At 55.7% G+C, this 26,178-nt stretch carries 27 protein-coding genes; 20 read left to right on the top strand and 7 right to left on the bottom strand.

What is annotated here, in order from left to right:
* Nucleotides 1–25 precede the first annotated feature (25 nt).
* A complete protein-coding gene (locus F1379_RS21900; protein ID WP_239004764.1) occupies nt 26–667 on the bottom strand; it encodes an acetylglutamate kinase in 642 nt (213 codons plus the stop codon).
* A 159-nt stretch (nt 668–826) separates the two neighbouring features.
* Between F1379_RS21900 and F1379_RS21905 the strand changes: the two genes are divergently transcribed.
* From F1379_RS21905 to F1379_RS21935, 7 genes are all read left to right on the top strand, one after another.
* Complete coding sequence (locus F1379_RS21905; protein WP_150273956.1) at nt 827–1,474, top strand: GntR family transcriptional regulator; 648 nt, start codon at nt 827–829, stop codon at nt 1,472–1,474.
* 194 nt (nt 1,475–1,668) lie between these two features.
* Nucleotides 1,669–2,664, top strand: coding sequence for a metallophosphoesterase family protein (locus tag F1379_RS21910; RefSeq protein ID WP_150273958.1), 996 nt, complete (start codon nt 1,669–1,671; stop codon nt 2,662–2,664).
* Between the two features lie 8 nt (nt 2,665–2,672).
* Nucleotides 2,673–3,497 (top strand): metallophosphoesterase family protein, encoded by an 825-nt coding sequence (locus F1379_RS21915; RefSeq protein ID WP_150273960.1) that lies wholly within the window; start codon nt 2,673–2,675, stop codon nt 3,495–3,497.
* A gap of 24 nt (nt 3,498–3,521) precedes the next feature.
* On the top strand, nt 3,522–4,874 hold the full coding sequence (locus F1379_RS21920) for an ABC transporter substrate-binding protein (protein WP_162551236.1): 1,353 nt from the start codon (nt 3,522–3,524) through the stop codon (nt 4,872–4,874).
* A 13-nt stretch (nt 4,875–4,887) separates the two neighbouring features.
* Nucleotides 4,888–5,847: a carbohydrate ABC transporter permease gene (locus F1379_RS21925; protein WP_162551237.1), complete on the top strand. Its 960-nt coding sequence runs from the start codon at nt 4,888–4,890 to the stop codon at nt 5,845–5,847.
* A gap of 15 nt (nt 5,848–5,862) precedes the next feature.
* The gene (locus F1379_RS21930) at nt 5,863–6,696 is read left to right on the top strand and encodes a carbohydrate ABC transporter permease (RefSeq protein ID WP_150273967.1); all 834 of its coding nucleotides are present in this window, start codon (nt 5,863–5,865) and stop codon (nt 6,694–6,696) included.
* Nucleotides 6,696–7,436 (top strand): tyrosine-protein phosphatase, encoded by a 741-nt coding sequence (locus F1379_RS21935; RefSeq protein WP_150273969.1) that lies wholly within the window; start codon nt 6,696–6,698, stop codon nt 7,434–7,436. Before F1379_RS21930 ends, F1379_RS21935 begins: the two co-directional genes overlap by 1 nt.
* Before the next feature lie 290 nt (nt 7,437–7,726).
* Here the strand turns inward: F1379_RS21935 and lacZ are convergent, their stop codons facing one another.
* A complete protein-coding gene (gene lacZ, locus F1379_RS21940; RefSeq protein ID WP_150274051.1) occupies nt 7,727–10,831 on the bottom strand; it encodes a beta-galactosidase, LacZ type in 3,105 nt (1,034 codons plus the stop codon).
* Between the two features lie 134 nt (nt 10,832–10,965).
* Entirely contained in the window at nt 10,966–11,202 is a 237-nt protein-coding gene (locus tag F1379_RS21945) for a hypothetical protein (RefSeq protein ID WP_150273971.1), read from the bottom strand.
* A gap of 452 nt (nt 11,203–11,654) precedes the next feature.
* Here F1379_RS21945 and F1379_RS21950 point away from each other — a divergent pair, with 452 nt between their 5' ends.
* The 3 genes from F1379_RS21950 to F1379_RS21960 are packed head-to-tail and all read left to right on the top strand — an operon-like array spanning nt 11,655 to nt 13,598.
* Nucleotides 11,655–11,852 carry a hypothetical protein gene (locus tag F1379_RS21950; protein WP_150273973.1) on the top strand — a complete coding sequence of 66 codons (198 nt, stop codon included), beginning with the start codon at nt 11,655–11,657 and terminating at the stop codon, nt 11,850–11,852.
* Nucleotides 11,845–13,104 (top strand): DNA polymerase IV, encoded by a 1,260-nt coding sequence (locus tag F1379_RS21955; RefSeq protein ID WP_150273976.1) that lies wholly within the window; start codon nt 11,845–11,847, stop codon nt 13,102–13,104. The genes F1379_RS21950 and F1379_RS21955 overlap by 8 nt, the downstream gene beginning before the upstream one ends.
* A complete protein-coding gene (locus F1379_RS21960; RefSeq protein ID WP_150273978.1) occupies nt 13,101–13,598 on the top strand; it encodes a YhjD family protein in 498 nt (165 codons plus the stop codon). Before F1379_RS21955 ends, F1379_RS21960 begins: the two co-directional genes overlap by 4 nt.
* A 55-nt stretch (nt 13,599–13,653) precedes the next feature.
* On the opposite strand, the gene F1379_RS21965 is transcribed toward F1379_RS21960, so the two are convergent.
* Nucleotides 13,654–13,923: a hypothetical protein gene (locus F1379_RS21965; protein ID WP_150273980.1), complete on the bottom strand. Its 270-nt coding sequence runs from the start codon at nt 13,921–13,923 to the stop codon at nt 13,654–13,656.
* A gap of 527 nt (nt 13,924–14,450) precedes the next feature.
* On the opposite strand from F1379_RS21965, the gene F1379_RS21970 reads away from it, so the two are divergent.
* A complete protein-coding gene (locus tag F1379_RS21970) occupies nt 14,451–14,765 on the top strand; it encodes a helix-turn-helix domain-containing protein (RefSeq protein WP_162551238.1) in 315 nt (104 codons plus the stop codon).
* A gap of 5 nt (nt 14,766–14,770) precedes the next feature.
* Nucleotides 14,771–15,703 (top strand): IS3 family transposase, encoded by a 933-nt coding sequence (locus tag F1379_RS21975; protein ID WP_150273985.1) that lies wholly within the window; start codon nt 14,771–14,773, stop codon nt 15,701–15,703.
* Between the two features lie 378 nt (nt 15,704–16,081).
* On the opposite strand, the gene F1379_RS21980 is transcribed toward F1379_RS21975, so the two are convergent.
* Nucleotides 16,082–17,056: a DMT family transporter gene (locus tag F1379_RS21980; RefSeq protein ID WP_150273986.1), complete on the bottom strand. Its 975-nt coding sequence runs from the start codon at nt 17,054–17,056 to the stop codon at nt 16,082–16,084.
* Between the two features lie 155 nt (nt 17,057–17,211).
* Here F1379_RS21980 and F1379_RS21985 point away from each other — a divergent pair, with 155 nt between their 5' ends.
* The 3 genes from F1379_RS21985 (at nt 17,212) to F1379_RS21995 (ending at nt 19,548) form a co-directional block, all read left to right on the top strand.
* Nucleotides 17,212–18,096 carry an AraC family transcriptional regulator gene (locus F1379_RS21985; protein WP_150273990.1) on the top strand — a complete coding sequence of 295 codons (885 nt, stop codon included), beginning with the start codon at nt 17,212–17,214 and terminating at the stop codon, nt 18,094–18,096.
* Nucleotides 18,097–18,133: 37 nt separating this feature from the next.
* The gene (locus F1379_RS21990) at nt 18,134–18,955 is read left to right on the top strand and encodes a helix-turn-helix transcriptional regulator (RefSeq protein WP_150273992.1); all 822 of its coding nucleotides are present in this window, start codon (nt 18,134–18,136) and stop codon (nt 18,953–18,955) included.
* 65 nt (nt 18,956–19,020) lie between these two features.
* On the top strand, nt 19,021–19,548 hold the full coding sequence (locus F1379_RS21995; protein ID WP_203457155.1) for a GNAT family N-acetyltransferase: 528 nt from the start codon (nt 19,021–19,023) through the stop codon (nt 19,546–19,548).
* Here the strand turns inward: F1379_RS21995 and F1379_RS22000 are convergent.
* The gene (locus F1379_RS22000; RefSeq protein WP_150273996.1) at nt 19,514–20,119 is read right to left on the bottom strand and encodes a P-loop nucleotide/nucleoside kinase family protein; all 606 of its coding nucleotides are present in this window, start codon (nt 20,117–20,119) and stop codon (nt 19,514–19,516) included. The two genes, F1379_RS21995 and F1379_RS22000, sit on opposite strands and share 35 nt — an antisense overlap.
* A gap of 124 nt (nt 20,120–20,243) precedes the next feature.
* On the opposite strand from F1379_RS22000, the gene F1379_RS22005 reads away from it, so the two are divergent.
* The gene (locus F1379_RS22005; protein WP_150273998.1) at nt 20,244–20,615 is read left to right on the top strand and encodes a DUF488 domain-containing protein; all 372 of its coding nucleotides are present in this window, start codon (nt 20,244–20,246) and stop codon (nt 20,613–20,615) included.
* 377 nt (nt 20,616–20,992) lie between these two features.
* Here F1379_RS22005 and F1379_RS22010 read toward each other — a convergent pair whose 3' ends face one another.
* On the bottom strand, nt 20,993–21,778 hold the full coding sequence (locus F1379_RS22010; RefSeq protein WP_150274000.1) for an MBL fold metallo-hydrolase: 786 nt from the start codon (nt 21,776–21,778) through the stop codon (nt 20,993–20,995).
* Between the two features lie 640 nt (nt 21,779–22,418).
* Between F1379_RS22010 and F1379_RS22015 the strand changes: the two genes are divergently transcribed.
* The 4 genes from F1379_RS22015 (at nt 22,419) to F1379_RS22030 (ending at nt 26,157) form a co-directional block, all read left to right on the top strand.
* The gene (locus F1379_RS22015) at nt 22,419–24,689 is read left to right on the top strand and encodes an amylo-alpha-1,6-glucosidase (protein WP_150274003.1); all 2,271 of its coding nucleotides are present in this window, start codon (nt 22,419–22,421) and stop codon (nt 24,687–24,689) included.
* Entirely contained in the window at nt 24,670–25,158 is a 489-nt protein-coding gene (locus tag F1379_RS22020; protein ID WP_150274005.1) for a GNAT family N-acetyltransferase, read from the top strand. Before F1379_RS22015 ends, F1379_RS22020 begins: the two co-directional genes overlap by 20 nt.
* Nucleotides 25,159–25,264: 106 nt before the next feature.
* A complete protein-coding gene (locus F1379_RS22025) occupies nt 25,265–25,831 on the top strand; it encodes a TetR/AcrR family transcriptional regulator (RefSeq protein WP_150274007.1) in 567 nt (188 codons plus the stop codon).
* Nucleotides 25,828–26,157, top strand: a complete 330-nt coding sequence (locus F1379_RS22030) for a DMT family transporter (protein ID WP_150274010.1) — start codon at nt 25,828–25,830, stop codon at nt 26,155–26,157. The genes F1379_RS22025 and F1379_RS22030 overlap by 4 nt, the downstream gene beginning before the upstream one ends.
* The last annotated feature ends 21 nt before the right edge of the window (nt 26,158–26,178 follow it).

Below are 26,178 nucleotides of genomic sequence, written 5' to 3' on the forward strand. Positions count from 1 at the left end.
TTGCCATGAAGCCCTGCCTGTTGCTCTACCGGATGAACATCCGGGGAAATTGTCTGATGATCGCTTCGCTGAGGGCATCGGCTATCATCAGGGCTTCCCGCTCAATACGGTCAAATAAATCGACGCTCTCCTTGTACTCCCCGTTCAGGATCGTGACGGCTTCCGCTTTGGTCATCTGCAGATGGGAATAGAAGAGCTTCTTGAATGCAGGCTTGGATAAGTAAGGGTTGATGCGGGTCAGAAAATTGATGATCTGGTCGGCGTTGGCGTACCATTTATTCTCCGCTTCCGCTGCGGCTACGGTGTCGCCTTTCTTGGCTGCCTTGACCAGATCGGCAGCGATAACGAGATGTTCATGGATCAGGTTCGTGTAGGCGTCGGCGATCTTGGATCCGTAAAAAGGCTGGAGCGCAGCCCCCATATCCGCGGGATTGCGCAGCAGACGGGCTGTAACCACATCGGTGTCGGGCAGCGTGAACGCCAGGCTGTTGATGAACAGGCGCGTCCAGGTCACATGCTGCTCCCAGAGCAGGCGCATATGATTGCGGAAAGTCAGCTCGGACGGGGTGATACACCTGACTTGCGGTCCCCGATAAGCGGGGCGGAACATGGGTGCAGGGTGAAGTCCTGCATATTCGGGAGCACGGTCTCCCCGGTGGGTGTACATACTTATAGCCTCCTTATACATACCTTTAGCCATCATATGCCGTTTCGCCCAAGGCGTTCTGAGGTGTCTTTTGCTTTTGCTGTGAACGGATTTCTGTCTTTTCAAGCGATTCCGATAATGCTACCATAAAGTAAAAACGCAAAGGATTTGTGGCATAACATGTCAGACCCTTCTTTGGAAATGAAAGCTTATAAGGAAATACGCCGGCGGCTGATTGAGGCCGAATACCTGCCCGGAACACTGCTGTCGGAGAATGAGCTTGCGGAGAATCTGCAAATGAGCAGGACTCCCGTGCGCGCTGCAATTTCACAGCTGGTGTCCGAGGGGTTCGTGGAGTCATTCCGCGGCCGGGGCATTCTGGTAAAAGAAATCACTTTCCGCGAGTACGCCGAAATGCTGGAGATGCTTGTATCCATGCAATTGTATGCGTTGACCACCGCCGAAAGGCGCAGGCTGGAGTTCGACCTGGACGCGTTGAAGACGCAGCTTGACAAGCAGGCTGCAGCCAAGGAAGCCAATGACCCTTACGGCTATTATGAGAGCTTTCTGGAATTTATCGAGACCCTGATCCTGCCGCTGCATAACCGGCATATGCATGGCGTCCTTAACCAGCTGAGGGGCAAAATTCTGTTCAAGATGGTATCCAACCGCAAGCTCTATCCCCAATACAAACCCCACAAATCGCTGGAATATAACCGCAAGGCTTATGAAGCCTTGGTGAAGAATGATCTGGCCGCAACGAAGGCGGCGGTGCAGGAAATTTACACAACAACGTATGAACACTTGATAACGAACGGATTTATATAATCATTGCGAAGAGCTTCCGGAGATTGCTGCGGAGGCTCTTTTTTTATGGCATACCGGCAGTTTGCCTGTAATCGGTGTTCTTGATAGAGAATTATCTTTAACAAAAATAATCTCTTTTTTTAATATACAACTTACATACAAGTTGCATACTTTTATTCGGGACCACTATTAACCCTGAAGGAGAGATTGACAGAATGACAGTGCAGTTGAACCGTGAGCGCAGTGAACTGTTTGTTGACGAGACATGGATATCCACGGATAAACGTCCCTGGTTTGGACAATTGCCGGAAGAGCTGGGCGGGGATTTCTCTTTTGCCGTAATGGGAGACCGCTGCGGGATGATGACAGCCGGTGTGTTCGAGCAAGGGCTTGAGCTTCTGCAGGATCTGCGGCCGGACTTCGTTCTCTTCGTGGGAGATTTGGTGGAAGGATACTGGAAGAATGCAGAGGATGCCCGCGGGGAGTGGGCGTATATTGACGGTGTCATTGCGAAGGCGGGGCTGCCGTTCTTCCAGACGATCGGCAACCATGATTTCGGGACGCAGGCGATGGCCGATGTGTGGCATGAACGGAAGGGGCATGAATATTATGCATTCCGCACCGGCGGTGCACTATTCCTGGTCCTGAATACAGAAGATCCGTTCGAGGCATTGCCGGACGAATTCATTGAGATTGTAAAGCGGGCGACAGCTAACGTCCATCGCGAGCCGGAGCATGCGCTGGAACATCTTCATGCGTTCAACGAGGAGATTATCGGACATTTGACGCCGGAGCAGATGGGCATGATGTTCCAGGTGAAGCTGGGCATCAGCGACCGGCAGCTGGCGTTCTTCGAGAAGGTACTGGCTGAGCATGCCGATGTGCAGCATACCTTCGTGAGTATGCATAAGCCGGGCTGGAAAGCGGATAATGCCAATTTCGCCCGTCTGGAGCAGCTGCTTGCCGCCCGGCCTTATACGGTATTCGCGGGCCATTTCCATACCCTGGAGCATAGCCGGACAGAGAACCGGACCTGTATCCAGCTCGGACGTACAGGCGCGGCTCCCCATGGGACCGGACGTGCGGACGACAATCTGATGCTCTGGGTCAATGTCCGGGGCGGACAGCCAAGCTTCCGGGTGATTCACCTGGACGGGGTTACCCCCGTAGAAGACTATGCGCCTAAACTGCATGCACATTCGGAAGGGTGAGAGAGTCCATGAAGCCGATTTATTTCGCACATCTGACAGATACCCATATCAATGCGCCGGAGAAGCAGCATCCCATGTTCGGGGTGGATATGACAGCCAAGCTGCGTGCCGTCATGGGGGACATCCGCACTCTCCGTACGAAGCCCGCGTTCATCCTGATCAGCGGCGATCTTACACAGGACGGTGATCTTGCCGACTACCGCCATCTCAAAGCCGTGATTGAGGAAGAAGCCGGACTCACAGGCATACCGGTGCATGTCATTCTCGGCAACCATGATTTCCGGGCGCCTTTCCGTGAAGGATATCTGGGCGAAGCGCCTTCCGATAAGCCCTATTACTATTCCTTCATCGAGAATGGCTTGCGCATCGTGATGCTGAACTCGCAAATTCCGGGAAGCCATGGGGGCGAGCTGGACGAGCAGCAGCTGGAATGGCTGGATGAAATTCTGGCCCAGCCCGCAGAGCAGGGGAACCTTCTTGTCATTCACCACCCGGTGACCCTCACCTCCAGCGAGCTGATGGATGGTCATCTGCTGCGTAATCCGCAGAGCCTCGCCAAGGTCATCAAAGGCCGCAAGGTGATCGGCCTGCTTGCCGGGCATATTCATTTCCATAATATCGGCAGCTTCCATGGGGTGCCAAGCTGTGCCGCTGCCGGCGTAGCCTTTGGGCTGGACCCGGCTTCGGCCGATGCGATGCGCTTTCTGGACAACAGCGGATACAATCTCGTGACGGTAAAGGACGGGGTGATGGCAGTGCAGCCGCGTATGCTGCCCGGTTCGGAGCGTCTGATGTATGAGCTGACGGCAGCCGCCATGGCGGCACATCAATAATATAGTCAGAGGAGAGAGATGACAATGGCAAGCAAAAAAGGGTGGGCTACCGGCCTGTTAATCTTAAGCCTGCTGGCTACGACAGCCTGCGGCAGCAATACGGCTGGTACGGTAAATTCCGGGTCGAATGTGGCCGACGCTTCGGCGGCAGAAGGAAGCTCTGCAGCGGACGGCAACGAGCAGGTAACCATCAAGTTCTACAGCTACAATCTGGCGATTGCTTCCCAGAAGGAAGGGACCCAGCAATTGATCGACGAGTTCGAAGCGGCCAATCCGAACATTACGGTAGAAGGCATTCCGGTTCCCTCCACGGAGATCAATGCGAAGGTGCAGGCGGATATTGCCGCGGGCTCACCGCCCGATGTAGCCCAGCTTGTATTCGACGGGCTGGATTTCGCGGTCAATAACTTCGGCGCCAAAGCGCTGGAAGATATCGTTCCTGCCGATGAGCTGGCGCAGAATCTGGAAGGCTTCTCGGCGAACGGGCTGAAGCTCGGGCAATTGAACGGCAAGACCTATGGCCTTCCGTTTACCTTCAGCACGCCGGTGCTGTTCTACAATGCCAAGCTGTTCGAGGATGCCGGTCTTGATCCCGGGCAGCCGCCGGCCACCTGGGATGAGGTGAAGCAGTATGCGCTGCAAATCGCCGACAAGACGGATGCTTCCGGCGTACATGTCGGCGGGTCAGCGGGAAATGACTGGATCGTCCAGGCGCTGATCGGCAGCAACGGGGGGAAGGTGCTCTCTGACGACCGCAAGACCATCGAATTCGGCAGCGAGGAGGCCATCGGCGCCGTCTCCATGTGGCAGGATCTGGTGACCAGCGGAGCCAGCGACAAGCTGAACGACAGCGAAGTCATTGAAGCGTTCAGCCAGGGTAAGGTCGGCATGCTGCTGTTCACCAGCGCACTGCAAAGCGCCTTTCTGGCGGCGTCCGAAGCCGGCGGCTGGGAGCTGAAAGCGGCGGCGCTGCCTTCCTTCGGCGAACAGCCGACGACACCGGTCAACTCCGGCAGCTCTCTGATGATCCTCGCGGACGATGCTGCGAAGCAGCAGGCCGCCTGGAAGTTCCTGCAATTCGTCACCAGTGAGCGGGGGTATACCATCATTACTTCCAAGATCGGCTATCTGCCGCTGCGTCCGGCTATCGTGGAGGATCCCGAATACCTCAAAGGCTGGGTCGAAGAGAACCCGCTGATCCAGGTGAATCTGGCCCAGCTGGAGCGTCTCACCCCTTGGGTGTCCTACCCAGGCGCTAACTGGTTCCAGATTGAAACCACATTGCTTGATGCGGTGCAGAAGGCGATCCAATCGGACGATGATGTGTCCACCATTATGAAGGATGCTGCGGCGCGCGCCCAGGCACTCATCCAATAAAGGAGGGTACAACGTGAGTCTTCACCAACTGGCCCAGCCGCAGGTTGCACCGGTGCCGGACGTCAAGCAGCGCAAGGCCCGGGGGCGCCGGCTGCGCGGCCTGAAGCCTTACCTTTATCTGCTTCCGGTCTTGCTGTCCGTCGGCTACTGGATTTACCGCCCGCTGGTGCAGACCTTCAGGCTCAGCTTCTACCAGTGGAATCTGCTGCCGACATCGCCTCAAACCTATGTCGGCTGGCAGAATTTCCAGAATCTCGTCACCTTGCCCGAGGTCGGCAAGGCTTTGGCCAACACGCTGATCTATACCCTCGGAGTGATTCCGTTCTCGCTGATCCTGCCCATTATCATTGCCATCGCTACGGACAATATCGGCAAGCGTTCGCGCAATATTTACCGGGCACTGATCTTTCTGCCGATGATTATGGCTCCGGTGGCCGTTTCCTCCGTCTGGCGCTGGATCATGCATCCAACCAACGGGATCTTGAACCAACTGCTGATGTCGGTCTTCGGTCTGGAGGAGCCGATCCGTTATTTCACTGATGAGCGCTGGGCGATCTGGTCGGTCACCTTTATTACCGGCTGGAAGCTGATCGGGTTCAGTACGCTGATCTTCTCGGCGGCCATTACCGGAATCAACAAGGAATATTATGAAGCCGCCCGCATCGACCGGGCGAGCTGGTGGCAGATCATCAGGCATGTCACGCTGCCGCTCTTGTCGCCGACCATTCTGTTCATGGCGATGCTCAGTACATTGTTTGCCTCTGAATGGAGCTTCTCTTACATCAATGTGCTGACCCAGGGCGGGCCCTTAAGCTCCACGACCAATGTCTATTATTTGCTGTGGACCTACGGCTTCCAGTCCTTCAATGTCGGTGTCAGCTCGGCCGCGGCCGTGATGGTGTTCGTCGGCTTTGGCATCATTGCGCTGGGCTTCATGAAACTGACGAAGAAGCTTTCGTTCTTCGACAACTAAGGAGGGACAACATTCATGGGCAATCCATCCGGCGTGAGGCGCGGCCTGGCTTCACTTACCCTGAAGCATGCCGCGCTGATCGCCCTAAGCTTTCTGGCCGTATTTCCGCTCTATTGGATGGTGGTGACCTCGCTGAAGCCCGAGGCGGAGGTGTTCACCTCCAGCCTGCTGCCTGCACACTGGACCCTGGATAACTATGTATCGGCCTGGAACTCCATTCCGATGGGCCGCATGCTGCTGAATTCCCTCGGTGTAGCCTTCGCCCAGACGGCCACGCAGCTGTTCACGGCGATTCTGGCCGCCTATGCCTTCACCCGCTGGGAGTTCCGCGGCAGCGGCTTGCTATACGGGCTGATCGGGCTGACCTGGCTGGTGCCATTTCAGGTTATCATGATTCCGAATTATATCGTCATCAGCGGACTGGGCTGGAGAGATACCCTGCTGGGGCTGATTGTGCCTAACATCGCTTCCGCCTTTGCGGTAATGCAATTGTTCAATACATTCAAATCGTTTCCGAAGACCCTGATTGAAGCCGCTCACCTGGACGGCGCGTCCGATTGGAGCGTGCTCTGGCGCACGATCTTCCCGAACCTGCGCGCTTCCATCGCTTCCATCGGCATTCTGCTGTTCATCACCGCCTGGAATGATTATTTCTGGCCGCTGCTTGTAACGACCAAGCTGGAGAATTCCACGATGCAAAAAGGGCTGCAGATGTTCATCTCCTCCGAGGGCAGCATGTGGGGGACGCTGATGGCGGCAACTACACTGGCAAGTCTGCCCGTGCTGGTGCTGTATCTGGTGCTGCAGCGGCAAATTATTGATTCCTTTGTGAAGGGTGGTCTGCGCTAATGAATCAAGCGACAACATCATGGCACCGGAGGCTTCCGCTGGAGGGCGCCTGCAACGTGCGCGATCTGGGCGGTTATCCGGCGGCGGGAGGCCGGGAAACGCGGCGCGGCATGATCTTCCGCGCCGACGGTCTGCACCGGCTGTCCGCGGCGGATCAGGCCTATCTGCTGGGACAAGGGCTTGGCAAGGTCATTGACCTGAGACATGCCGGCGAAGTGCAGAGGCTGCCCAATGTATTCGCAGGATCAGCCGTGCTTGGTTATTACAATATCAGTCTGGTAAATCCGGCGGTGACGGCAAGCAGTGACATCCGGACGCTTGGCGACCTGTATGTGGGCATGCTGAAGACAGCCCAGCCGCAGCTGCTGCAGGTATTTGCACTGCTGGCCGAAGCGGCGCAGGAGAAGGTGCTGTTCCACTGCGCCGCCGGCAAAGACCGGACCGGGGTAACTGCGGCGCTGCTGCTTGATCTGGCCGGTGTGCCGCATGAGGTGATTGTCGAAGACTATGCGCTGACGGGTGAGTGCATCGCGCCGATCCTGGCGGAGCTTCGGCTGGACAAGCCGGAGGCGGTGCCTGCGGAAGCTTATGAACGCTTCCTCGGTGCTGACCCGGAGAACATGCGGCAAATGCTGGACTTCCTGACGGCGGAATACGGCGGAGCGGAAGCGTATTTGTCGGCCATCGGTCTGGGCGGACCGGAGATTGCCCGTTTGAAGCACAAGATACTGGAGGAGTAGCTCCGGTATGCAAGAATAGCCCGGTATTTCCGTGATTGTGGAAATACCGGGCTTTTTGCTGCGCTGTTTAGGGGAGTTATGGATTGATCGGACCGGGGGACCCAGAACGAATTGTGGCCCGCAATCCGTTGTACCGCACATTGTATAAGATCATCCCATCCGGCAGAGAGGATTTCGCCAAAGAACGGGCGACCCTGCTTACAGGGGCTTGTTCTTCACTCACCGGCACCTGAAAAAGCGGGATTCCCATTATCGGAATCCCGCTTGCTGTGTCGAAAGAGAAGGTTCTATTATTGCGGAGAAATCGTAAAGCGGAAGGTGTACGTACGGTTGGCCGGCAAGGTGAACTCCGGATGTACCGGCGCGCCCCAGCTGTCGTCGCCGCCGACGCCCATCTGCTTGTAGTTGACTCTCAGTACGGTCTTGCTTGACGGCGGCAGCTTGTAGGCATGGTCGCTGGCTTCCAGCTCTTCCGGTGTCCACGGCAGGGCGCCCACTTCAAACGGTACACCGCCGCCCAGACGCAGGCCGGAGCTGCCGGCAGCTTCTGTCAGGCTTGCCGTCCGGACATCCGTCTTGTTGCCGCATTCCTGCGGACGCAGATACGGAACGAATTGTTCGGCGACCTTGCCGCTGTATAGGCCAAGCTTGGCGCCGGTCTTGCGGTCTGTATGATTCTCATGCGGACCCCGTCCATACCAGCTGATGGTATCCAGTTCACCGTCCAGTACCAGCAGCATGCCGATCTCCGGAATCTCAGGCAGGGTCTCACTGCCGGGAGTCAGCTCTTGGGTTATTCCGATGGAGCCGTCCGGACGCACCTCATACGTGACATGGAGCAGGGAGTCAGGTCCGGTCGGCAACAGGTAACTGGTGGCCACCCGCAATACGCTGCCTTCCGTATGACACTCCAAGCGCACCAGTTTCCGGCTGTGCGAAGCCTCTTGCCAGACGGCACAGCGTTCCGGATGATGGTTGCCCCGGTCATTGTCGGTGGCCGCGCGCCAGAAATTCGGCCGGGCCGGCTCCAGCAGCCGTTCTGTGCCGGAGGTCCGGTAAGAGGTCAACAGTCCGGTCGCCGTGCTGAAGCTTGCCGTGAAGTCCGCACCGCTGATCTTCAGGGAGTCTTCTTCCGTGTCAACCTGCAAGGAAGCTCCTTGCGCCAGCGGAGCGGCTTCCGGAAGATACGGCGCGAGCACGAATTGCTCCCAGGCCATCTCATGCCCGGCCTGTGACCAGCCGGTAGCTTCCTGCTGCACAAAGGAAATCGTCAATACAGCCTCCCGGCCCGCCGGCAGGGCTGCCAGATCATAAGGAAGAGTAACCGGAACGGTCTCACCCGGAGCGGCGGCAAGGACCAGCCGGCCTTCCTGGGCCGGTTCGCCATTCAGGGCGATGGTCCACTGCAGCTCATAGTCACCGATATCGGTGAACAGGTAGCTGTTGCGGACGTGGAACTGTCCGGAAGCGAGATCAGCCGCAGTAATCTTGATGCTCTGGTAGCATTTCTTGACTTCGGCAAGCTTCGGTGTCACCGTGCGGTCGGCAAACAGCAGGCCGTTGCCGCTGAAATTCCCGTCATGCGGCGACTCGCCGAAATCTCCGCCGTAAGCCAGATATTCGATGCCTTCCGGGGTCTTCGTACGGATTGCCTGATCGACCCAATCCCAGATGAAGGCGCCCTGCAGGATGTCGTATTTGTCGAACAGCTCGGTATACAGATGCAGCCCCCCGCAGGAATTACCCATCGCATGGCTGTATTCGCACAGGATATAAGGCTTCTGCGGATTGTCCTGCGCATATTTCTCCACATCATTCGGACGGATGTACATCGTCGATTCGATGTCGCTGGCGGCCTCGGAAGCACGGTAATGGAAGATTCCCTCGTAATGGACCGGACGCGACGGGTCGGCTGCACGCAGGTAGTCGTGCATCGCCAGGAAGTTGTCGCCGCCGAACGATTCGTTGCCGAGCGACCAGATGACGACGGACGGATGGTTCTTGTCGCGCTGCATCATCGAGTTGCAGCGGTCGATGACATTCTCCCGCCATTCCGGCCAGCTGGCCGGAACATTGAACCGGTTCAATTCCTTCTGGCCGTATTTCCAGCTGCCATGAGTCTCCAGATTGGTCTCGTCGATGACGTACAGCCCGTACTCGTCGCACAGCTCATACCATACCGACTGGTTCGGATAATGAGAGGTCCGTACGGCGTTGACATTGTGCGACTTCATTAGCTCGATATCGCGGATCATCTCGGCTTTGCCGAGTGCGCGGCCGGTATCGCAGGAGAACTCATGGCGGTTAACGCCCTTGAAGACGACGCGTTTGCCGTTGATCCGCATGAGGCCGTCCTTGATCTCGAAGGTGCGGAAGCCCACTTTACAGCTGACGGCTTCCAGCAATGCGCCTTGGCCGTCTGTAAGGGAAAGCGCCAGCGTGTACAGGTAAGGCTTCTCGGCGCTCCACAGCTGCGGTGCATTCACGGCCGCGCTCAGTGCTGCCTGCAGCGCACCCGCTCCCGGTGCGAGGGAAGCCGGCTCCGGCCATACCTGTTGTCCTGCGGCGTCGTATAGCTGCATCTGCAGCGCATAGCCGTCCAGCGCACGGTTGTCGTCATTATAAAGCTGAATGTCCACAGACAGCTCAGCAGCGGTGTAGGCTTCGTTCAGCCGGGTATGCACGAAGAAATCGGCAATGTGCACCGGAGGCACCGTGTACAGATACACATCGCGGAAGATGCCGGAGAGACGCCAGAAATCCTGGTCCTCCAGCCAGCTGGCATCACACCAGCGGTACACTTCCACGGCCAGTTTATTGTCGCCGGAAGTCAGGTAGGCCGTAATGTCGAATTCGGCAGGAGTGAAGGTGTCCTCGGAATATCCGGCCAGTTCGCCGTTCACCCACACATAGAAAGCCGATTCCACGCCTTGAAAGCTTAAGATGACCGGCTGGCCTGCCCAGTCCTCGGGAACGGTAAAGGTACGGATGTAAGAGCCCACCGGATTGTAGCGCGTAGGCGCAAACGGCGGGGCAAGCTCAGGCTCGGACTCGGCCCAGGGATAACGGACGTTGGTATATTGCGGGTAATCGTACCCGTGGAATTGCCAATGGGAAGGGACGGGGATTTCCGCCCAGCTGCTGCTGTCATAATCCAGGCTATAGAAATCCTTGATCCGCTGCTCCGGCGTTTCTGCGAAGGCGAACTGCCAGCTGCCGTTCAGCGGCCGATAGCGGGGAGAGGCCTCGCGGTCGCCCTGCAGCGCCTGCTCCAGGGTAGGGAAGGACATCATCGTCGCACGGGCGGGCAAGCGGTTCAGTTGAAAAGTCTCAGGATTATTGTTCCATTCAGGGTAACCGTTTACAGGTGGCGTATAAACCAGCTTAGGACGCACATGAACATCTCCTTGTATTGTGATATTCATATTATAATCCCACCATGTCGTCCGGTATATATAAGGATATTATGCCTATATATAAGGATATGAAACTGAATGAACTGTGGTCCCGCTGCTGTGCAGCAGGCTTTCTAGCGGGGTCCCGCTTCCGGTGTCGGCTTCGTAGCAGGCCTGGTCATTGGAGTTGACGGCTCAGTAAGCGGCTCGGGCTCATTGATTTCAGCTTTTAGAATGAACGTATCAAGGACTTCCGTGTAATCACTATCGATGTAGGGCTGCTTGTTTGCTTGATCCATACTTGTAAAAATCAAAATTCCCAATAGAACTATGGCTCCAATAATAAACAAAAGCTTCTTTGAGCTGGGCATGGGAGGATAACTCCTTTATTAGAATTATGAGAACAGGTTAGCAGAAATGGGGGATGCTGACTATGGAATTTCGCGTCAGGTTGCAGAAGGTAACGCAACGAGATCTCATTTTGCCCGTACCATCTCTTAATGGAAATTTCATACTATAACCTACTCCGACTCAGAGGTGAAGAAATGCTCGCGATCCTGGAAACGATTTTCGAATTAATCGTCGATACCCTATGGGAGAACCGCAGAAAGAAAAAACGAAAGTAACCTGCCGGGCATGAGCCTGGCAGGTTTTTTTACTTGAGAAATTGCACATTATAATAAGACATTAGGGAAAACATTCGGCAGGCATTCATCATTTATACATAATCATTCCAGTTGAGGAATATACTCATGATTGATTAACGAACAAGTGTTTGGTTATAATACAAACAAATGTTCTTATTTGGTGGAGGCGATCAGTCATGAGAATGGCTATTGGTCAAATCGTTGAAATGATATATCAAGACAAGGCGGGCAAGATTACGCAGCGCAGGATCGAAGTTCTGGACATCCGTGACGGCCGGATCCGGGCAACCTGTCTGACCAGCGGCGCACCACGGGTGTTCCTGGCAGCGGGCGTTCTGGCATGGTATCCGGAACGGGGGCGGCGTCATGCCTAAGGAGCGGATTATTCTGCTTTCGGACTGCCAGTCCTTTTATGCAAGCGTCGAGAAGGCGGCCCATCCCGAATATAAAGATAAGCCTGTGGCCGTGGGCGACCCGGCGCGGATGAACGGAATTGTGCTGGCGGCCTGCCCCATTGCCAAAGCCCGCGGGGTAACCACGGCCTCCCGTGTAGGCGAAGCACTGACGAAATGCCCCGAGCTTGTCGTCATCCGGCCGCGGATGGGGACGTACATTAAGGTGTCGCTGCTGATCTCGCAGATCTACCGCAGTTACACGGATCTGGTCGAGCCGTTCAGCATCGACGAGCAGTTTCTCGATGTGACAGGTTCGCTGGGCTGTTTCGGGGAAGATGTGCCGGGCATTATCCGCTCCATCCAGGAGCATGTCCTGTTATCCACCGGAGTCTGGACCCGGGTAGGAATCGGGCCGACCAAAATTCTGGCCAAAATGGCCAACAACTTCGCCAAGAAACAGAAGGACGGCATTTTCAGGCTGGATCACGACAATATTGACAAGGAGCTTTGGCCGTTGCCGGTGCATGACATGTTTATGGTGGCCAACCGGATGTCGCGGAATTTTTATCATATGGGAATTACCACGATCGGGGATATTGCCCGGATGGAGCTGGGGGAGCTTAAACGGAGAATGCGCACAACGATGGGCAGGCAAAGCGATATCCAGGCGGAGTATTACTGGCAGACGGCCCGCGGCATCGATCCCAGCCCGGTAGTGACCGGGATGCGGCACCAGATAAAATCGGTCGGTCACGGCAAAGCGCTGCGCTGGAACCTGTACACCCGGCTGGCGGAGATCGAAGTCGTGCTGCTGGAGCTGGTGATCGAGGTGTGTCAGCGGGCGCGGCGTTACCGGTATATGGGATCTGTTGTATCTATTGCGGTGTCGGAGACAGACGGCCATAAATCGAACTCGTATACCCGGCAAATGACGCTGCCCGAGCCCTCGGCGCTGACGCATGAGATAGCGGCGGCGGCTTACCGCCTTTTTGTGGAGAATTGGACCGGAATGCCTTTAAGCCGTTTAGCCATATCCATCTCCCAGCTGAGCGATGACCGCGTTATGCAGCTCACGTTGTTTGAAGACCGTGTCCGCACGTACAACAGGGAACAGGCCGTTGACCAGATCAAGACGAGATACGGCAGCCGGGCGCTGATCCGGGCGTCCTCGCTTCTGGAATCGGCGGTCGCCCTGGAGCGGGCGGAACAGATCGGGGGACATTATAAATGAGCAAACTAAGCGGCAATGAGCGCTGGAAGACCAAGATGGTCCTGACCGATCATGTTGACCAATACGAACAGAGAGAACAGCAGCAGGAACGGAAGCCGGACGGCGGCGGGGGAGCTCTGCTCTCCAATGCCGAACGGACGATGGTCCGGGATTTGATTCTATTGCCTTACATAGATGAGATCGTCAGTAAGAGCATTAAAGAAATTGAACGCTCGGGCAACGTGCTTGCGCGCATGTACTTAATGACCGGCTGGTACATCCAGAACCGTATTTCCAGAGACACCTGGGAGCTGCAGAAGGAGCTGAAGCAGCGCAATATCCGTTTCTGGGCGGATGAGCAGGATGATTTCATTTCTTATTACAAAATCTTCTTCCGGGGCTACGAGGAGCAGTTTGGGCTGACCCGCGACGTGATGCGCACAGAGATCAGCCTGCGGCTGACCCGGTATTCCTCGGAGCTGGGGGCGGCGCTGAAGGAGCTGGTCAAGAAGTGAGCGAAGCTTTCGATGGAACGGAAGGCACTTCTCCAAGGAACAAGCAAACCTGAGCTCATGGAACTAACTTTGTCATCCAGGGAAAAAGGACGTCCAGAATATTCATCCCATAATAAATAGTCACCGCGCCCAGGATTAATCCGAATACTCCGCCCACCCGGAACAGGTTTCGGGCCGTTGGCGTGTTGTCGTTGAGAGTAACCGTTTGCCGGGAATATCTTTTTTGCAGCACAATTTTTTTGCCGAACAAGAAGCGGATGGACTGGAAGATGATTCCCGCTCCAAGGAGGCGGACGAATATATCCTTTATAACGTCAATGTTCATAGGCTCACCCTTTACTTGAAAAGTTGAATGATCAGCACGGTGACAAGGAAAACAAGAAGGTACAGCATATATCCCTTGATGCTTTTAGGTTTTGGACCCAGGTTGAAATGTCTTCTCATTAAGATCACCTCCAGGGTTTAACAAATATTACCCGGAGACAAAGGGGTTACTCAGCAATTTTCTATAATTTTGCAGCCTGGAAGGCAGCGGCGCTGCCGAATTCCAACTGGAAAATGCGCTTGGAATCCGGGAGCTGGCAGCGTTTGGTCCGTTTGCCCATGTGGCAGTCCGTTGTGGTCGTTTTTTCAGCCACAGTTGGTCCATTTGTCCTCGTGGCAGCTCATTGTGGTCGTTTTTTCATACACATATGGTCCGTTTGCCCACGTGGCAGCTCATTGTGGTCGGTTTTTCATACACGTTTGGTCCGTTTGCCCACGCGGCAGCTCATTGTCTCCACAGCCCCCTAATTAAGTTGGAGTCCTCCCCCACGAAAATGTAGACTTAATACATGGAGGAGGATGAGCTTAATGGGAAAAATGTCCGCACAGAGAGAAAAGGCTGCACAAGAGGTCTTGTCTGGCATTAAAGCAGCCGTTGTTGCCAGAAAATATGGTGTTACTCCGGGTACGGTGAACCAATGGGTGCGGGATTATCGTGAACAGCATGGCGAACAAGATCATCCCTATCCCCAGGAGCAGGCTGAAGAACTGAAGCGGCTTCTGGAGGTCGAACAGAAATACGAGAAGGCCGTCAAGATGCTGGGAGAAAAGGATCTAGAGATCGAGATTCTGCGTGAACTGCTAAAAAAGCCGACCCCTGCTTATCCGAAAAATTCAAGATAGCCGAGATGTTCATTAAGCAGGGGAATTCAGCAGCCCTTGTGCTGCGTATTATTGGGCTGTCGGAGTCCACGTACTATGACCGCATGAAGCGCATGTCGCAGTCCCCACAGGCGGCTCAAGGTGGACGCGGGAGACCCGTTCCGGGTTACTCCCTTACGGAGTCCGGGGAGAAGATTAGCGACGAGCAAATCCAGGAATGGCTGCTGGAACTGGTCTCTGGAGAAGAGCACGTGTACGGTTACAAACTGCTTGCGGAATGCTTGTGGAACCAGTACAGGTTGAAGCTGAATCATAAGAAGAGCTACCGGCTGTGTAAGGCGCTGGATATCTTACAGCCCCAGCGTCAGAAGCGCTTCAAGCATCCTCGGAAACTTCCGGAGAACCGGGTCATTACAGGGCCTAACCAGCTCTGGCAGATGGACATTAAATATGGATACGTTGCGGGTCGCGACAGGCATTTCTTCGTACTGAGCATTATTGATGTATTTACCCGAGTCATCGTCGGCTACCACAGAGGATCGTCGTGCGAGGCCAAGCATGCCTGTCAGACGCTTTGGAGAGCCATGGACCATTACTGCACGAATCCTAGCGAACGCCCTGTGATACGAACCGACAATGGACCACAGTTCGTAAGCCACCTTTTTGGAGACATGTGTGAAAGCTCAGCGATGACACACGAACGCATTCCGCCACGAACGCCGGATCTAAACGCATTTATTGAATCCTTCCACAGCAATTTGGAGAGAGATCTGTTCGGCAAGGAAGAATTCGCAACGTTCGAAGAGGCCTATGAAGCCGTAGACCGTTACATGGATTTCTACAACAACCGCAGAATGCATACGAGCCTTCGCAGAATGCCGCCGGTTAAATTTTTGGAATGGGTCATGAGCCTGGAAGACCGGTCCGAATTCTTCTGGCCAAGGAAAAAAGCGAAATAAAGAGCATGTCTACGGCAAGATTCGATTTTATACGGAGGACTCCGGAATTAGGGGGTCGCACCGTTGTGGTCGTTTTTTCATACACGTTTGGTCCGTTTGCCCACGCGGCAGCTCATTGTGGTCGGTTTTTCGTACACAGTTGGTCCATTTGCCCATGTGGCAGCTCATTGTGGTCGGTTTGTCGCCTACAATGGCCTGTTTACCTGGTGCTCCGGGCAAGGGACCGCGAGGCCAGTTCTACGGCTGCAACGGCCTTCCGAAATGCCGGCACACCAACCCTGCTGCAAGCGGTGTAGCCTGCACCGGCTTGCTGAACTTCTCAAGAGCAAGAAACGCACCCCGAAAGGGGCGCGTCCAGGCAGAGCTACTTTTGAATGTTCATGTACTTCCTTCTTTGGCTCTCGCAAGAATGATAATCGTCGCCACAATACAAAGCGTGCCCAGCCATTCCGCAAGTCCGAACCGTACATGGAGCCATGCTACGGAGATGACCGCAGCGGACAGGGGCTCGACCGAAGCCAGCAGGCTGACCTCGGAGACGGGCAGATTCCTGGTGCTCTCCATGTAGCAGTAGAAGGCGATGATCGTCCCGAAAATGACGACGAATGCTACGGCAACCAGGGAGCCAGGGGACCATTTCCCTTCAAAGTGCCAAGGGGGATGAATCAGGCTGGAGAAAATCCCGCCGATCAGCATGCCCCAGCCCACGACGATCAGGGAGCTCCACCTGGCCAGCAGCCGGAGAGGCTGCAAGGTGTAGAACGCCAGTGCGAAAGCGGAAGCGATGCCCCAGAACACCGCCTGGCCGGAAATGGCGAGGGAGCCTATCCTTCCTCCGGTGGCCAGCAAGACCGTGCCCAGCACGGCAATCGCCACCGAGACGATTACGGCAGCTCCCGGAAGGCGTCTGGAGCGCAGCGCCAGATAGCAGGTGATCAGCGCAGGAGCCAGATATTGCAGTACCGTCGCAGTGGCGGCGTTGCCATGCTGAATGGCGGCGAAATAGGTATATTGGGTGGCCAGCATGCCCGGTATGCCAAAGAGAAGGATGCTGATGCGGTCAGATTTATTGGTCCAGATGCCCCAGATCTGTGTGCGATCCTGTTTATAGGCGATGCCCAGCAGGACAAGACCTCCCAGCAATAACCGGACGACGGTGAGCCATCCGCTGCTGAACCCCCGTTCCTGAAACAAATATTGGGCGGCTGTGCCCGAGACTCCCCACAATGCGGCGCCTGTAAGCACCAGGGCAATTCCCTTGCCTCTTGTCGATGAAGTCCTTGACGATGATGTGCCAGAAGCTAATGTGCCTGAAGCTGATGCGCTGGACGGTGAACCATTTGACGATGACATGGGTGATGCTGCTGTGGCTGACTGACCGGCGTTCAATGTACTCCCCACTTCCCGATAACTATAAATATTGTGATATATTAAGTCATATTAAGCGCAAATCCGGCTCAGGAATATCAGAATCGGATGCAAAAATAACAATATATTGAGGGTAGAGGATGCAGGTTACAGATTTTAGAAGGGACCGGAATTTAAAGGAATTGACGGAGCACCGGACCGTTGTTCTGCCGGTTGCCTGTTACGAAACCACCATTACCGAGAATATCCACCGGTATATCCCGCTGCATTGGCATGACGAAATCCAATTTGTGCTGGTGACCCAAGGGGAAGCCTTCTTCCAGGTCAATGAAGAGAAGACGATGGTCAGGGCGGGGGAAGGGCTTTTTATCAACAGCGGCTGTCTGCATCTGGCGGAAGACCTCCATGACTCCGGGTGTGTGTACATTTGTCTCAATGTGGCTCCGGAATTTGTGCTGCCGCGTGAACTTTATACCGCGTACGTCTATCCCTATGTCCAGGCTACGAGCCTGCCCTACATATTTTTAAATCCGCAGAAGGAATGGGGGGCGAGCATCGTTGACGCCGTACGGAGCATTTACCGGCTGGTCTCCGGGCAGCCGCTTATGTACGAGATTGATATTATGCAACAGCTGGCCTGTATCTGGAAGAACTTGATCGCGGGCGGCTTTCCGCTGGAGTATAAGCAGGAGGAAAGACTGAAGAGCGAACGGATGAAGCGCATGCTGAACTATGTTCATCTGCATTATGCCGAGAAGATCAGTCTGGAGGATATTGCGCGGGCGGGTCAGCTGAGCCGTTCAGAGTGCTGCCGGTATTTCAAAAAAATGCTGCACCAGTCGCCGCTGAGCTATGTGATCGATTACCGCATTCAGCGGAGCCTGCTCCTGCTGAGGCAACCGGACGCCAATGTCACCGACGTAGCCTATCTGGTGGGATTCAACAGTACCAGCTATTTTATTGATGTATTCCGCAAGGTGCGGGGGGTAACGCCGCTGGCCTACAAAAAAAACTGGAGCAGCTGAGAAGACTTCTACTATAATCAGCCTTAAGAGGTGGCTTATGAACAGCAAGATGATTTTTTGCGATACGGAAGAGACTGTGATGCTGCCGCTGTATGCGACGACAATCGGCTATTGGGAGCATCAGGTGGAGACGGACCGGCCGGAAGGATTCCCGGATTACCAGATCCATCAGATTCACTCAGGCAAAGGGGAGCTGCGCATCAAGGACAAGCATTATGCGGTCGGTCCGGGCGAAGTCTTCGTGACGTTCCCGCATGTGCCCCATATCTATACGCCGCATAGCCGGGAGTGGGAGCTCTCCTGGATTTCTTTTGACGGGCGGGAAGCCGCCGGGATGCTGGCCTTTTCCGGAATCCGCGAATCCGGCACGGCCACGCTGCGCGGCGGACAACTGCTCGGCTCGCTGCTGGAGATGCTGAACCTTCCGGACGGCAATGAAGCCGGAGTCAATCTGGAGCGTTCCCGTCTGCTGTATGCCATGCTGCTGGAGCTGAAGCGGAATCTGCTGCCGGCGGCAAGCGGGGAGAACGATCTGGAGCGGCTGCGGCCGGTGCTGGAATATATCGACGCCCATCTGCACCGGCCGCTGCAGCTGAAGGAGCTGGCGGAGGTCGGCGGCGTATCGCCGCAGTATTTGTGCCGCCAGTTCAGCCGAACGATCCATGAGCGGCCGGTTACTTACATCAACAAGCAGCGCATCAACCGGAGCAAGCAGCTGCTGTACAACGAACGCGGCAAAAAAATCCATGAAATCTCCCGGCTGGCCGGCTTCGAGAACGTCAGCTATTTCTGCGCCGTATTCAAGCGGGTTACCGGGATGACGCCGGAGCAGTTCAAGCGGCTGCACGGTCTGGATTAACAGCGGAAGAAGGGAGGATCATCATACATACAGGAACACAAAGACTCGAAACGCAGCGGCTGGTCTTGCGGCCATTCCTGCAGGAGGACGCCGAAAGCATGTATGCCTACTGGATCAGCGATCCGTTGGTACAGGAGGATTACGGTGAGCCTGCTTACCGCTCCATAGCTGAAGTGAACGCCCTGCTGGAGAAGTGGATGGCTTCTTATGAGCGGGCGGACTTTTACCGCTGGGCCATTGTGCTGAAGGACAGCGGAGACTGTATCGGGCAGATCGCCTTCTGCAGTGTGGATACCGCCCACCGTTACGCTGATCTGGAGTACTGTATCGACGCCGCCAGCCAGAATCAGGGGTACGCCGCTGAAGCACTGGAGGCGGTTATCCATTACACCTTCACCCATACCGGAATTCACCGGCTGCAGGCGTTTCATCGGGGCAGGAACGCAAGCTCAGGGCGGGTGCTCCGCAAATCGTCCATGAAATATGAAGGTACGCTGAGACAGAGCTTCTATTACGCCGACAGCGGCGAATATGATGACCGGATTTACTATGGAATCACTAAAGGTGAATATTCAGGGGATCTCCATAGATAAAATGTTCCACCTGATCCGCCGCACCGGCGAGATCGGAGGAGGAGTTGTCGAACCGTAGGATATGGTCCGGCGGCAGCGGCCAGTTCATCTCCCGGTCAGCGAACGCGCTGCGGAACTGCTCCCAGTTACGGAACTTCCAGTCATCCAGCGGCGATTTGCGCTGCAGAATGCGTTCGCGGTACAGCTCTTCGTTGCCCAGTCCGACGAGCAGGACTTTGACTTCGATATCGGAGAGAGTCAGCCCGCGCCGCGACAGCTCACGCCCGATCCACTCGGGATCGGCAGCTTCCTTGGTGAAGGGGCCGACGATGTACATATCGCTGGCCAGCCCGATATTGTCGAGCGCGGCGTCCATCGTAATCCGGTAGCCCAGATCGCGGCACAGCGCTTTGTACTCCGCAGAGTCTCTGTCGGTAGGGTCGAGGCCATGCATCGTCATGATGGCATCGGCTGCGGGACGCAGCAGAATGTCCATATCGAGGATGGCGGCGGGACGGCGGGCGGCGACCGCTTTGGCGAGTGTCGTTTTGCCGGCTCCCGCCGGTCCCAGGAAGAAAACAAATCGGTTCATGTTGTGCACTCCTTGTCGGAAACGGATACATTGCATCTCTTCCATCGTAACACGGATTGACCACCGGGGAAATTAAGCGGATACTAATAGTGGTATAATGCGGCTGCATAAGGAGGCGTACAGCATGGACGGTACTGCCCGGCCCATCGGCATCAAGCGGATCTACGAAGAAGCATCCGCCGGAGACGGCTGCCGCATCCTGGTGGACCGGCTGTGGCCGCGCGGCCTGTCGAAGGGAGCGGCGGCGATCGACGAATGGATGAAGGACATTGCGCCCAGCCCGGAGCTGCGCAAGTGGTTCGGGCATGCCCCGGAGCGGTTCCCCGAATTCCGCGGGCGGTATAGAGCCGAGCTTGAAGAGGATGGAGCCCGCCGGGAGCTGTCCGGGCGGATTCTGGAGCTGGCCGCGCAGCAGCCGGTAACCCTGCTGTACGCGGCGAAAGACCCGGTGCACAATCACGCGGCCGTGCTGCGGGAGTGGCTGCTGGGGCGGTAGCGCTGCGATACGGGCAACCAGGCAGTGGCTGGTGATGCGGTGGCGCTGGGCAGCGGGCAACCAGCAGTGGCTGCTAGGCGGTAGCGCTGCGATACGGGCTACCAGCAGTGGCTGGTGGTGCGGCAACGTGATGCAGGCAACCTGCAATGGTTGGTGGTGCAGTGGGCATGCGATATGGGAAACCGAGTAATGGCTGCTGGTGCGGCGACGTGATGCAGGCAACCAGGCTGCAATGGTTGCTGGCGCGGTGGGCATGCGATATGGGAAACCGAGTAATGGCTGTTGAAGTATGGCGACGTGGCAACCAGGCTATGGCTGGTGATGCGGCAACGTGATGCAGGCAACCAGCGCTGCGATGCGGGCCATCACCGCCACACTCAAAACTGGATGCGGAAGCCGTTAAACGAGTGGATGCCTGTACCGAAGCGGACAAGCTCATTTGTTCGGAGATAACTAACAGCGTGCTTGACTTCTTTAAGGATACCCGGATCAAGACCAAGGCTGTAATGGGAGCCGAACACTTTACGGACTTGGGGGATGCTGGCGATTCGTTCAAGCGAGTGAACTAAATCGGCTGGATTGGTGGAAGGGTAGAACGCATAGATGGGCATAGTGTCATACAGCAAGTCGCCGGTAAATAAGTAGCTTGAAGTCTCGTCATAGATGCAGACATGCCCGGGGGAGTGCCCCGGAGTATGGACGATTCTCAGCTTCCGGCCGCCCAGCTCCCAGACCTCCCTGTCCCGCAGCAGGCCCGCAGGTTCGCCCTGAAACGGACGGTAAGTTTCCGGATGGAAGGATTCCGGCACGGGCAGCGTGATGTCTCTGCCGATATGTTTACGGATATGTTCAATGGACAAGCCCTGAATTCCGTTGACCAGCCAATCCTTATCGTCTTCATGGACATAAATAGCATCAAAAGCGCCGTGGCTGCCGATATGGTCTGTATGCACATGGGTGGTGAAGACTTTAACGGGCAGGCTTGTCAGCTGGTCCGTAACCCGTTTGATATTCGCGATGCCGAGACCCGTATCAATGAGAACCGCCAGTTCTGTGCCCAGCAAGAGAAAGGAATGGACCTTCTCCCAATGTCCATATTCACTGATGGCATAGGTATTGCTGTCAATTGGCTGAATGGTAAACCAAGGATCTTGGATGGTCATAGATTACCTCCGAGTGTCGGCCGGAACAAGCCTTGATGGGTGACAGGGTTTAACAATTTTATTATAGAATATATCTATATAAGCTGAACTACAGATTTTCCCGGATTAAGGCTGAACAGTGACTTCAGTAAAATCATGGACTTCCGGCTGCAGCCCGCCTCCGGATTTCTTGAGGATTACCACTATTTGCGGTAAAATCGGCTGGCACCCAGCTGTGTCTAGTTGGAAAATCGCTACTTAATTTCGCCTATACGGAGGTTTTTACCAGACTAGTTGGAAAATCGCCACTTAATATGAGCGAAAATGAATGATTACGCCCGCATAGCCCGAATTAAGTGGCGATAATCAAACTAGATTGCTGAAATCCGTAAAAACAGCAAAATTAGTGTGCGAAAATCGAACTAATTGCTCGATGCTTATCTAGTTGTGTCGAATGCATATCTAATTGTCCAATGTTTATCTAATTGTTCGACGTATATACGATCTCTAATGCTCAATATAACACGTCTTTTGTAGCAAGAAATCCCGTGCCAGTCCCGTGCCAGATTCCGTGCCGCCAACATTCACGGCCTTTTGGCAAAACGTTTGCACAAAGATCATACGCACCTAAATCTATTGCGTTACAGGAGGAATTAAACCAATGTACATAACTGATAAATCTGCACTTCTGGATGAAATGGCGGTCCACGTGACGGCGGAGGAGAACCGCCCGGTTTCGTTCACGAATAAGGAAGCGGCTTTTTATTACACGCAATCCCATGTGAACAACCATATTGAGCACGCGTACTTCGCCGGCTTGAACATTGCCAAGAACCGGATCTTCAGCGGCTACAAGCTTTATGCGAACGGTGTGGCGGTGGACAATGCGTCCTCCGAAGTCTGGGTCTATCCCTACAAAATGCTCCGCAGCCACGGTCCGCTGACCGAAGAGCTGCGGATGTTCGATTACCGCAATGCGCTGGAGGTCGCCTTGCACGGTGTCTCCGGCAAGCTCGGCTTCGCCCTGGAAGGCGATGGTCTCAAGCTGCTTGAGCGCAGCGGGAACGCGGCGTACTACGCCTCGCTCGAAGGCAAGTGGGTCATCGCGGTGAGCGCGGCGGATGCCTCGCCGCTTGCGCTTACGGACGGCGTCCTCACGGCGGATGCCGCAGCCGGCGGCTTCCGGATCGGCGTCGCCGGAACGGCAGAGGAAGCGGCCGCTCTGCTGGCCGACATCCGCGAGCATGCCGGCCGCTATCAGGCGGAGCGGATCGGCAGGATGGAGCAGCTGCTGCAGCGGCATGTTCCGCTGCAGAGCAGCGATAGGGAACTGGTGCTGGCGCTGAACTGGATGAACCTTACCATGGACCAGCTGGTAACGCGCCAGCAGGGCGACGGCATTTATGCCGGCTTGCCGTGGTTCAATGAGTACTGGGGCCGCGACCAGTTCATTGCGATGCCCGGCGCGGTGCTGGTCAGCGGTCAGTTCGCGACGGCGCGGCATATCCTGCTGTCCTTTGCGGAATACCAGAACACGGATGAGAATTCGAAGTTCTTCGGGCGGGTTCCGAACATTCTCGCTCCGGAGAATATTGATTACCATACAACGGACGGTACGCCCCGCTTCGTGATCCAACTGCAGGATTATGTGAAATACTCGGGCGATACCGAGATTATTAAGCAGCTCTATCCGGCTGTGAAGAATGCTATTGAGGGCTCCATCCGCAACTGGATGGACGACCAGGGGTATCTGACGCATGACGACAATGAGACCTGGATGGATGCGCGCGATGCGGAGCTGAATTCTTATTCGCCGCGCGATACAAGGGCTAATGATATTCAGGCGCTATGGTACCATCAGCTGCGGGCCGGAGTATACTTCGCCGAGTACATGCAGGACAAGGAGAACGCAGAGAAGTGGGCAGAGGTTGCAGGCCGGCTGGCCCGGAGCTTCTCCGCAGATTTCACTGATACGGTCCATCCGTATGTGGCGGACCGGCTGGATGCGGACGGCGCGGCGGAATATTCACTGCGGCCGAATCAGCTGTTCGCCTTCGATCTGCTGGAAGACGGAGAGTTCAAATTCCGGGCGCTGCGCTCGGCATGGGAAGAGCTGGTGTATCCTTGGGGCACGGCTTCGCTGGAGCGGAAGCATCCGTTCTTCCATCCGTACCACTTGACGGAGCGCTACCACAAGGATGAAGCCTATCATAACGGAGCGGTCTGGATCTGGTTGAACGGCATCGCCATGCAGCGTATGATTGAAGCTGGACAAACGGAGACTGCTTACGGCCTGTTCAAGAATATGAACCGGCAGGCGCTGCAGCTCGGCGTAGTCGGCGGATTGTGCGAGAATATGGATGCATATCCGCATGAAGGGGCAGCGTGGGCGACACTGACAGGCGCCTATCTCCAGGCCTGGTCGAACGCTGAGCAACTGCGGACGTGGTACCAGCACATGCTCGGTATCCGTCCGGATATGATCAACCGGACGCTGACGCTCGCACCGGGAATGCCCGAAGACATCAAGGATGTCCAGGTTCAGGTGCTTATCGGGAACGGCAGCCTGGAGTTCGATTACCGTGCCGGATCGGAAACGGCATATACCTATACCTTCCATGGCTTGACGCTGAATGCAGTGGTTGATATTGCTCCCTATTCCGTGATCGAGATACCCGTGGTTCCGGAATCCGTGCTGCGGGTTGTCCGCAGGGATCAGGAGCTGTCGGTTACGTTAAGCGACGGCAGCGGGCAGCTTCTCAAGGAATCTGTTATCCAGCCGTCTTCCGAACGTTTACAGCGCCAGGCTGACAGCGACCGGCTCTTCGCCGGTGTGCAGTTCGCGCAGCCGCTGCAAGCGGACAGCCATCCGGTCATGACCACAACGAAGACTAGAAAGAAGGAAGAGCAGGATGAAGATCAGACCGATTGAGCTTAAAGACAACGCGGATATTGAGCGGGTCATCCGCGACGCGCTGACCGAATTCGGCGGCAACCGCGAGGGGCTGGCCTGGGCTGATCCGAGCATGAGTGACCTGTACAGTTACTACAGCGGGACTCCGGGCCGGGCCTACTGGATCGTTGAAGCGGACGGCCATGTGGCCGGAGGCTGCGGAATTGCCGAATATAACGGTTCAAGTCAAATCTGCGAGCTGCAGAAGATGTATCTGACCGGCGATGTACGGGGAACAGGTATCGCCGCCGATTTGCTAGGAACGGCGCTTGATTTCGCCGGCCGCCACTATGACAGCTGCTACCTGGAGACACTGCAGAACATGGAAGCGGCCAACCGTTTCTACCGCAAGCATGGCTTTAGGCTGCTGGATGCACCGCTGGCGGGCTCGGAGCATTTTGCCTGCGATGCCTGGTATATCAAGGATTTGAACGTCAACGCCAAATAGAGGGCATGGCAAACGGCCCCCTCCCGGTTACAGCAAACCGGCTGAGGGGGTTTTTAATTTGACAATAAAACCGTCCGGACGGTATAGTAAATTGCGAGGTGAGTCTATGAACAGCAATTCGAAACGGGAGCACCTGCTGGAAGCGGCAGCCGCCATTGTGCGCACCCAGGGCGCCGAGAAGCTGACACTGGAGGCGGTGGCAAGAGAGGCGGGCGTCAGCAAGGGCGGGCTGCTGCATCATTTTCCGAATAAGGCGGCGCTGATTAACGGAATGTTCGGGAAGTTATGCCACGAGTTCTCAGCAGAAGTGGAGACCCGGGCGAACAATGACCAGGCTGCAGGCAACTGGAGCAGAGCTTATCTGGAAGCCACGCGTGAAGACCTGGAGGGAGAGAAGTGGATCGGAACGGCGATTTCCGCCGCCTTGTTTACCGATCCGGAGCTGCTCAAAGGCATGCAGGAAGACTACACATTCTGGCAGCGCCAAATCGAGCAGGACGGCAATGACCCGGTTCTGTCCACAATTATCCGGCTGGCCGCCGATGGATTGTGGTTTGCTGAGATGTTCGGGCTGGGCAAGCTGGAGAAGCCGCATAGAGACCGGGTGCTGCACAGGTTGTTGGAAATGTCCCGTCAAGGAGAGGGAGAAGGAGAAGGAGGCGGCAAGGCGTGAACGCATATCTCTTGTTAAGCATTGCGATAATCAGTGAGGTGTTCGGCAGCTCGATGCTGAAGGCTTCGGAAGGGTTCCGGAAGCTGCTGCCTTCGATCGGTGTGGTGGCCGGACTGGGCGTGGCTTTTTACTCACTATCACTATCTCTGCAGAATATCCCGCTCGGTACGGCCTATGCGATCTGGTCGGGAGCGGGTACGGCTTTGACGGCCACGGTGGGCATTGTTGTATATAAAGAAAGCATAAATGTGAAGAAAGTATTGGGGCTGCTGCTGGTCATCGCCGGTGTGGCCGTCATGAAGCTGGCAACGGATGGGGCCCACTAAATTTAGTTCCGGGGAGGGAAT

This window comes from Paenibacillus tepidiphilus (assembly GCF_008635795.1).
Taxonomy (GTDB): Bacteria; Bacillota; Bacilli; order Paenibacillales; family Paenibacillaceae; genus Paenibacillus_AQ; species Paenibacillus_AQ tepidiphilus.